The 9,469-nt window shown below is 36.0% G+C and carries 5 protein-coding genes; 1 reads left to right on the top strand and 4 read right to left on the bottom strand.

Going from position 1 to position 9,469, the window contains the following annotated elements:
• Nucleotides 1–338: 338 nt before the first annotated feature.
• From NMU02_RS13145 to NMU02_RS13135, 3 genes are all read right to left on the bottom strand, one after another.
• The gene (locus NMU02_RS13145) at nt 339–2,885 is read right to left on the bottom strand and encodes a glycoside hydrolase family 31 protein (RefSeq protein ID WP_435522046.1); all 2,547 of its coding nucleotides are present in this window, start codon (nt 2,883–2,885) and stop codon (nt 339–341) included.
• 219 nt (nt 2,886–3,104) lie between these two features.
• Nucleotides 3,105–4,088, bottom strand: coding sequence for an alpha/beta hydrolase (locus tag NMU02_RS13140; protein WP_255028420.1), 984 nt, complete (start codon nt 4,086–4,088; stop codon nt 3,105–3,107).
• 35 nt (nt 4,089–4,123) lie between these two features.
• A complete protein-coding gene (locus NMU02_RS13135; protein WP_255028415.1) occupies nt 4,124–5,626 on the bottom strand; it encodes a catalase in 1,503 nt (500 codons plus the stop codon).
• Between the two features lie 220 nt (nt 5,627–5,846).
• On the opposite strand from NMU02_RS13135, the gene gpmA reads away from it, so the two are divergent.
• Complete coding sequence (gpmA, locus tag NMU02_RS13130; RefSeq protein WP_255028414.1) at nt 5,847–6,593, top strand: 2,3-diphosphoglycerate-dependent phosphoglycerate mutase; 747 nt, start codon at nt 5,847–5,849, stop codon at nt 6,591–6,593.
• Between the two features lie 1,074 nt (nt 6,594–7,667).
• On the opposite strand, the gene NMU02_RS13125 is transcribed toward gpmA, so the two are convergent.
• Nucleotides 7,668–8,876 carry a tyrosine-type recombinase/integrase gene (locus NMU02_RS13125; RefSeq protein ID WP_255028413.1) on the bottom strand — a complete coding sequence of 403 codons (1,209 nt, stop codon included), beginning with the start codon at nt 8,874–8,876 and terminating at the stop codon, nt 7,668–7,670.
• Nucleotides 8,877–9,469: the final 593 nt, after the last annotated feature.

Below are 9,469 nucleotides of genomic sequence, written 5' to 3'. Positions count from 1 at the left end.
CCCAACATTAAAAGTGTTGTGCTCTACCAGCTGAGCTAGCGAATCATCGAGGTGCATTATTTCTCAAATGCGTTGCAAAGGTAGTACTTTTATTTTAACTACCAAATTTATCATCTAATTTTCTAATGGAAGAAGTACATTATTTCGATGAAAAGGGAGGATTCTAACTCTTATTCATCTATTTTATAACCTCTTATGATTGACAAAAAAATTAGAAAATCGGAAAACTTTTTTGTAAACACAAACCGATTTTTCTAAATCGAACTCGAAATTTATGTACCAAACACAAAAAATGGAGTGTTGTTATATACACTCCATTTTTTGTGTTTCTCTGACTATTATTTGCCCGACCATCCGATCGTTTCGAGGAACCATTTACATGTTTCATCATCGAGTTTTTGTTCTTTCAATAACTCGGGTAAACGATTATAGGTATCATTAAATCCGTTGATAATTTCATTAAAACGTTCGGGATAATAGGTAAGCGCAACGCTTGCAGATTCTGCGTTGCCCAAAGCAGGAGTAAGTATAATATCGGATTTACGGTATTTCAGCGCTGTTGTCGCTTTCGAAATTCGATTGAATTTACCTATGGTACCATTGTTCAATTCAGGCACAGAAGCAGGATAATGTACCTCTACTTTCTTTTCTATCGAACAATCGGTTTCAGGCACCGTTACAAGCAAGGCCAATTCGTCTCCCGAATATTCGTAATCGGCATTCTCTCCATTTACTATAACACTCTCAGGCATAGCCGAACCATATATTTTTACCATAAATTTCCGGTTTTCGGGCATATCACGATAACTTCCTTTCCGCGCACCGATGGTAACAGTCAGGTCACATCCGTTCCTATCAGCCTTCAAATCGGTAAAAGCATACTCATCGGCATAATGCTTATCGTTGCCATTATCTTCGTACATTTTAAACTCACCGCCTTTTCCCGGAAATACTGCAACAGTTACCGCCTCGTCATTCTTATTTAGATTTTTTACTTTACCATACAAAGGAAGCACCGAACCGGCTTTCACATATATAGGGTATTCGGTAATGGTAAATGCTCTTTCCACCGTTTGCCCACCTTTCAACATCGTTCCGGTATTCCACTCGTACCAGTCATTGCCAGACGGCAACCAAACCTTTACATTCGATAATCCGTTTTCCATCGGAGCCACGATAGGAGCCACTAATATCTGATCCCCAAACATATATTCACTTTCATACGTATATGCTTCTTTTACATCGGGATAATCATAATACATCGGGCGACAAAGCGAAATACCGTTATCGTAAGTCTGTCGTGCCATTGTATATATATAAGGAGCTAATGCATAACGAAAATCGACAGAATTTTTCAACGCCTCGAAATAATCACCCTGAAAATTCCAAATCTCTTTTTTCAAAACTGCAAAACGTCCCGAATGCGTACGGAATATCGGGCTTAACACCCCATACTGCATCCATCGTGTAAATAACTCAGGATCGAGTTTTTCCTGATTGTAACCAAACATATGTCCACCTATGTCGTGACTCCAATATCCGTATAATACATTGGAAGCACAACTGGTAAAATAAGGTTGAAATGCCAACGATTTCCAAGTAATAATAGCATCTCCCGAGAACCCGATCTGATAACGGTGATTCCCCAATCCTCCCCATCGATGATACAGCAAAGGACGCGTTTCACGATTACGTTCCATATCGGAGAAAAATACATAATTTATCCACCAGGTATTATTTAGGCCCTCTATTTTTTTATCGGTAAGCCATTGCTGCCAATCAAGCCACCAAAAATCGACCCCATTCTTTTCCATCGGTCGTAATACGGTATTCAGTAAACCGCTCATAAAACGTTTATCGGAACCCAAATATTCGATTGTTTTACCCTCATTTTTATCTATTCCCATCCATTCAGCCATTTGAGGATAGTTTTCTTCATACGAAGCTACCCCTTCGGCAGGATGCAGGTTAAGAGTAATTTTCAGGTCATTATCTTTCAAATATCGCAGAAATTTTGCAGGATCAGGGAATAAACGACGATTCCAGGTCCAGCCGGTCCAACCTCCCCACCCGGGTTCACGATAATGCCAGTCTATATCGATTACCAACACATCTAAAGGAATATCATAAGTTTGAAAGTTATTTATCAATTGTCGTAATTCCTTATCGGAATAACTCCAATATCGTGACCACCAGTAACCAAAGGCATACCGGGGAGGAAGAGGAACCTTACCGGCAAAAACTGTAAAATCTTTCAGTGCAGTTTTAAAATCATTGCCATAAGCCATAAAATACCAATCTTGGCTATCTTTATTCTCTCGTTTTTTTACCCAAGGCCAATCGGAATTATCAAAAAGAAAATCATTCGAATCATCAATTAATGTCCAACCATCAGTAGAAAGTAAACCATCCTCGAGCCGAAGCGTATCCCGACTATAAATATGATACGTACCATCGTAAGCATCCAGCGTACGAGAAGTACCTTTCAGATTTCCTTTTTGAACGGTACCTGGTTTCCACGTAAACGGTTTAATCCCTTTACCTGATGTTATTATCAGATTATCAGATGAAAATTTACCACTGTTTTTTTTATACTTCAGTTTCATCCGATCTGTCGAAATCGTTACCCACGCCCCTCTCTTATTTACCGAATAAGGCGGAACCGGGAAATCCCGGTTTACAGCAACAAATGACGGATCATCGATAAATTTCCCTGAAGGGCTCCATTCCATTCGAACAACCCCATCGGTTATCACTGTAAAACGCACATATCTTTCGCTATAAGCCACTGCCTTTGCATTTGAATTGCCATACGAATAAAATACGTTTAAACAATTGCATAAAAAGAAAAAATAGAAAAACCTAAAATAAAAGTTTTTTTTCATAGAGTGTGATGATTAAAAAATATATTGTATAAGTAATCACATGGTAAGAAAAGTATAAATATTACTCTTATTGGAAAACGGGTGTAAAACTAAGAAAAAATACAAAACGATGTTCCTGGTAACACTACGAATTTTTATTTTAATTTGTATGTAAAAACTTTACCAAAAAGAAACCGTCCTAATAAAGCGGACGGTTTCTTAAAACTAAAAAAATATATATCAACTCAAATATTCCTTAAGCATTGCCGCTGTAAATACTATCAGAGATCGTGTTGCGGGCAATCCGGAAAATCCGTTGAGCATCCCCCAGTCGTGCGTCACTCCATTAAACCGAATAACAGTTACATCTACACCGGCTTCATCGAGTTTGCGCCCCAGAGCCTCCCCTTGATCCCTTAAAATATCATTTTCAGCTACTTCTATCAGTGTTGGCGGCAACCCTCTCAACTGATCGACAGTAGCTTGTAAAGGAGACAAATATATTTCTTTTCTTGCCTCAGGATCGGTCGTATACTGGTCGAACATCCATTTCATAAGTGGAGTCGTGAGAAAACGCTGCTTCCCGTACAAGTCATACGATTCCCAATCGAATGTAGCATCTGTCACCGGCCACATAAGAATTTGCGCTTTTATTTCCGGCCCATGTTTTTCTCTCGCTTTTAAACAGGTTACAAATGCCATGTTTCCGCCAACACTGTTTCCTACGATTGCCATTCGTTTCCCGTTAATATTTATTTCTTCTCCATGTTCCGACACCCATTTTACTGAAGCATATATCTCGTTAACCGCTTGAGGATATTTCGCTTCAGGGGAAGGAGTATAATTAACGAATATTGCCGGAAACCCCGATTCAACAACCAAATCACGCACCAGTCGTTTATGGGTCGGATAATCGCCCAATACCCAACCGCCGCCATGAATAAAAACAAAAAAAGGTAAATTCCCGTTTTTCCCTTCAGGGCGTATAATATTCAATTTAATAGTATTCTCTCCGGCAGAAATCATCCGCTCAGATTCTTCAATCCCCGATAAATTTACTTTTACCGAAGCCTGAGCATCAACCAAAACTTTTCGAGCATCTGGTACCGGTAACGCTTCTACCGGCGTTTCTGCCGCATTCAATACTTTAAGAAATTCTTTGGTTCCCTTCCCGAGATGTGAGTCTTGAAGATAATCGGGAGGTGTTTTAGAAACATTTCTCATCATTTATTATTTTAAATTCATGCCCAAAACTACAATTAACAAGGTTCCATACGTGCATCTTCTTTTTTCTGACGTTCGACTTCCTCGAGTAAACTGTGTAAACCTATACCCAAGCCCTCAGCTATCCCTTTGCCACAATTTTCGTCAGCTTGATAAAAACGGGCAGCGGCTCTTATTTGTATAAATTGCGGCACAGTATTCATATTATCTACGACATTACTTATCAATCTTTGGCGAGCATCGGGAGACATAAGTCTAAACAAAGCTCCCGGCTGTGAATAATAATCCCGGTCTTCACGATGATTATAATCATAAGCCTCCCCTTTTATCTTCAAAGGCGGTTCCCGTAAAGCCGGATTATCAACAGGTCCGTCAAAACTATTCGGCTCGTAGTTTACATTATCGCCCCCATTATTATCTATACGCATATCTCCATCGCGATGATAATTGGCATACGGACAATGTGGACGATTTACCGGAATAAGATCTGCATTTACCCCCAGCCGGTAACGATGAGCATCGGTATAAGCAAACAATCGTCCTTGTAATACCCTGTCGGGAGAAAAACCGATCCCAGGTACAACATTAGATGGAGCAAAAGCCGATTGCTCTACATCCAGAAAATAATTTTCGGGATTACGATTAAGTTCCAACATCCCGACCTCGATTAAAGGATAATCGCCATGAGGCCAAACTTTAGTAAGATCGAACGGGTTGATGTGATAAGTCTCTGCCTCTGCTTCGGGCATAATCTGTACATACATTTTCCATTTCGGGAAATCACCTTTCGCAATACTTTCATAAAGGTCGCGTTGAGCATGATCACGGTCATATTTAGATATTTCAGCGGCCTCCTCTGTCGTAAAATTAGCGATACCTTGTTGTGTAAGAAGATGAAATTTTACCCAAAAACGTTCGTTATTACTATTGATAAAACTAAAAGTATGACTTCCAAAACCGTGCATCCGACGGTAATTCTGAGGAATACCCCTGTCACTCATCAAAATCATAACCTGATGTAACGATTCGGGACTTAATGACCAAAAATCCCATTTAGAAACAGCTGTAAATACATTCGTTTTCGGGTCTCGTTTTTGGGTATGAATAAAATCTGCGAATTTTAACGGATCCCTGATAAAAAATACAGGAGTATTATTTCCCACCAAGTCCCAGTTACCTTCTTCCGTATAAAATTTTACAGAAAAGCCACGTACATCACGTTCCGTATCCGAATCGCCTAAACTCCCAGCCACAACAGAAAAACGCAGAAAAAGCTCGGTCTTTTTTCCTACTTCGCTAAAAATTTTAGCTTTTGTATATCGAGTAATGTCATTGGTTACGGTAAACGTTCCATAAGCCCCACTACCTTTGGCATGTACAACACGTTCGGGAATACGTTCACGGTTAAAATGCGCCTGTTTTTCGAGATACCATACATTCTGCATCAATGCAGGGCCTCGTTTACCGGCAGTCTCGATGTTCTGATTATCAGCTACGGGACACCCTGTCTCGGTTGTCAGTTGCTTCTTTTTCTTCATAATTAAGTCATATTATATTTATACATTATAAACACTGAACAAGCCCCGATGGTTGCTAAAAAATAAATATTCAATCTAAATAAATCCTATTCTTTAACCCTTTAATTATCGTTTTCATAAATAACTAAAAATCACGACATATAGGTATTGATCGTATTTACTTTATTTATTAAATTTACTATTCAAAAAAAATTCTTTTACAAAAGAAAGGTATATTATTATGAAAAAAGTCGTTTTACTCCGTCATGGAGAAAGTGAATGGAACAAAGAAAATCGATTTACCGGATGGACCGATGTAGATCTTACTGAAAAAGGTGTTTCAGAAGCTTACAAAGCCGGTGAATTATTAAAAGAAAATGGATTTAATTTTGAGAAAGCATATACTTCATATCTCAAAAGAGCCGTTAAAACACTTAACTGTGTTTTAGATCGTCTCGACCAAGACTGGATTCCTGTCGAAAAGTCCTGGCGTCTTAACGAAAAACATTACGGGATACTGCAAGGCCTTAACAAAAACGAAACCGCACAAAAATACGGAGACGAGCAAGTCTTACTTTGGCGTCGTAGTTACGATATAGCGCCACATGCATTACCCGAAGATGACAAGCGCAATCCTCGATTCGAAAAAAGATACGAAAATGTCCCCGACAAAGACTTACCTCGTACCGAATCATTAAAAGATACTATTGGGCGTATCTTGCCTTACTGGGAATGTATCATATTCCCTAATTTGAAAACGACCGACGAACTTCTTGTTGTTGCTCATGGAAATAGTTTGAGAGGTATTATTAAGCATTTAAAAAACATTTCTGACGAAGATATTATAAAGTTAAATCTTCCGACTGGTGTTCCTTATGTATTTGAGTTCGACGATGAACTGAACTTAAAAAAAGATTATTTTTTGGGAGATCCCGAAGAAATTAAAAAACAAATGGAAGCCGTCGCAAATCAAGGTAAAAATAAATAATCCTTATCAGGCACAACATCCCCTTTCTTCCCATAATATGGGGTAAGGGGATATTTTTTCAACCATGTATAGACCATTAAAATTAAAAAGCTTGCCGATGTTTCGAAGTCTTATACCGAAAATAATATTTATGTATGTATTTTACCGATTCCTTTCCCTCATCTGTTACATACTTTTGTTCTATACTTTCTACAATTACTCCTTTCCGAATAAGGCCTATCCCCTCTAAAAAATAAAATATGCTCTTGTTTATTCGGTTTTCCGTTTGAGGTATAATGTTAGGAAAACCAATATACCGCAGAAATTGAACGGTGACCCAAATGGGTGTTCCTTTTTCTAATTTTTTTTTCATCGTACTACTACTCCTAAAAAATGTATTTCAGATTCTTCCCTGTGCGAAAAAAATTACACCTAAAATAGTTAAGCAAATATATATTCAACTAAATCATTTATACACAAAGGGTAAATAATACCCTTTCTTAGTATGAAAGAGTATTAAAATTTAAATTATCACATATATCTGATTATCTGAATTATATGCAGATATATAATAATTAAAAGTTCCTGTACTAAAATCTTTTCTGAAACAGTAGCCTCTCAGTGTTTTATATATAATTAGTAATTAGCATAATATATCGAAATAATTCAGAAACATTTGCAGAAACATTTGATCTATAAACCGAATATCTTCTTCCTATATCATATAACATTATAAAAATCAGAATAAATTATTCATTTATATTATGAAAATTATATCCGGTTACAGAAACAAAAATCTCGAGAGTAAAAAACTGTTATCGCAATTTATCAATTTAAGTCCGAACCAATAATTATCTATTTTTATTAATTTATACGAATCAAAAACATTAACAAAAAGTATAATACTTGTTTTATTTGAAAAAAATACCATATGAACAAAAATTAAATAAAAACCATTTTGAAATATTTAAAATAAAAATATATATTTGCAATATATATATCGGGTATAAGCATTTATACTTTATAATTAAAAAATTCCAGTATAATACTCTTTCATACTAAGAAAGGGAATTTTTTGCAAGTTAATTTTTCTATTTACTTCCAACTTTGAATTATTTGTTTGTTTGCACGATCGATGACAGAACGATCGATTTGCATTAAATAAATACGAGTGGTTGTTTCAGAAGTATGCCCCATACCCTGACTAATAATAGGAAGTGGAATTCCTTTATTTCGCGCCGTAGTCGCCCAAGAATGACGCGCCACATAAAAAGTTAGTGACGAAATTCCCACCATCCCTCCTATCTCATGAATCCGTTTATTTAATTGCCGTTGCATATACCGATAATTATAGTAGCTATCGTCATTACGTAATACAGGTAAAAGATAAGGAGAAGTAATATCGGCATATTTATCGATCAACACCTTTAATGGTTGTTCTATCTTAATTTCGAGACTCTGACCTGTTTTCCGCCTTATATATTTCAAATAACCGTCCCGCAGATTTACCTTTTTCAGATAGCAAATATCTACAAACGACATTCCACGGGTATAAAGGCTGAAAAGAAATATATCTCTAGCCCATTCAAAATGTACATGTTTGTTGGACAGATCGAGGTTTACAATACGACTGATGCACTGAGGTGAGATAGCTCTTTTCACCGTTTCTTCACATTTCACATGAATTTTTCTAAAAGGATCACTCCCGTCTGTAATTATACCATCTATTATCGCCCGGTTATATACAGTTCTTAAATGTCTCAAATAAAAACCAATCGTATTATTGCTATTTCCCCTTTTCTTCAGAAAAGAAATGTAACCACATAATATTTTAGAAGTAAGTTCCTCCCAATAAAATAAACGGCGTCCTACAAATTTTTCAAAAGAACGACCTGTATTCATATAATTACCTGCTGTACCAAATTTTCCTTCTTGTTCTAATCGTTGAGCATGATAATCGATATAAACGAAAATACAATTAAGATCACTATGATGACGATAAGCTTCGACAAGATCATCAACACTAAAGTCAAAATCTATTTTCTCTAAAGACTGCAATATAGCAGATAAATTTTCTTTCATCAGAAAAATATACTCGTTAGCCTCTCGTATATAGGTAGCCCTATTCCTGCTTCTTCCTATAACAGATGCCCTTTCGGAAGACAAGTCAAACTCCTTTTCTGTCAACCGATATGGTGTATACAATTCTCGTTTTTTTCTTTTCCTTATCAATTGTATCACAAGTGGATACAAACCTTCTTTATTTTTATGCGAACGATTAAGACGAGCTTTTATCGAGGTCATATTTATTGTCGTTTTAGATCGATAAAGACGATTTACAAACGTAGAACGACAAATTCTTAACTTCGGTTGTACCCATAAAGACGAATTAATATACACATCCATACAACTATAACATTTAGTACTAATATTTTTGTTAAACCCTAAAAAAAATTATATTGTACAGTCGAAAAAAAATGAAAGATATAACTTTATTTGTAAAAATATTTAATTACAATAAACTAAAAAAATAGGAAATTCAAAAAAACATTTACATACTCACTTTATAGTTCGAGTGCAATTTAATATTATAAAAATACAATATTAATACAATATAGAATTATCAGTTCTATCTCAATACCATTTATTTACCAATCTACTTATTTCCCTAGTGAAAAAATTTTCCCTGAAAACACTATATAAGTGTACATATCGTTACACAGAGATGAGTAAAATCTCGGAATATTATACCTGTATGTAAAAAATCGAAAAACAGGTAAAATTAAAATCATTGATTATAAGAATCTTTTGTTAGAATAGTGTTGGACAAAAAAAAGGTTGTCTCACGACAACCAATCTTCATTAACCTTAAATCTAATACCATGAAAAACACAATG

The sequence above is a fragment of the Coprobacter tertius genome, assembly GCF_024330105.1.
GTDB classification, from domain to species: Bacteria; Bacteroidota; Bacteroidia; order Bacteroidales; family Coprobacteraceae; genus Coprobacter; species Coprobacter tertius.
Note: the sequence above shows the minus strand (reverse complement) of the source record. Positions and strands in the feature narration are given on the sequence as shown.

Coding starts and splice junctions, on each gene's coding strand:
- NMU02_RS13135 (WP_255028415.1), bottom strand. CDS start 5,626: ATGAAGAAAAAGAAGCAACTGACAACCGAGACAGGGTGTCCCGTAGCT.
- gpmA (WP_255028414.1), top strand. CDS start 5,847: ATGAAAAAAGTCGTTTTACTCCGTCATGGAGAAAGTGAATGGAACAAA.
- NMU02_RS13125 (WP_255028413.1), bottom strand. CDS start 8,876: ATGACCTCGATAAAAGCTCGTCTTAATCGTTCGCATAAAAATAAAGAA.
- NMU02_RS13140 (WP_255028420.1), bottom strand. CDS start 4,088: ATGAGAAATGTTTCTAAAACACCTCCCGATTATCTTCAAGACTCACAT.
- NMU02_RS13145 (WP_435522046.1), bottom strand. CDS start 2,885: ATGAAAAAAAACTTTTATTTTAGGTTTTTCTATTTTTTCTTTTTATGC.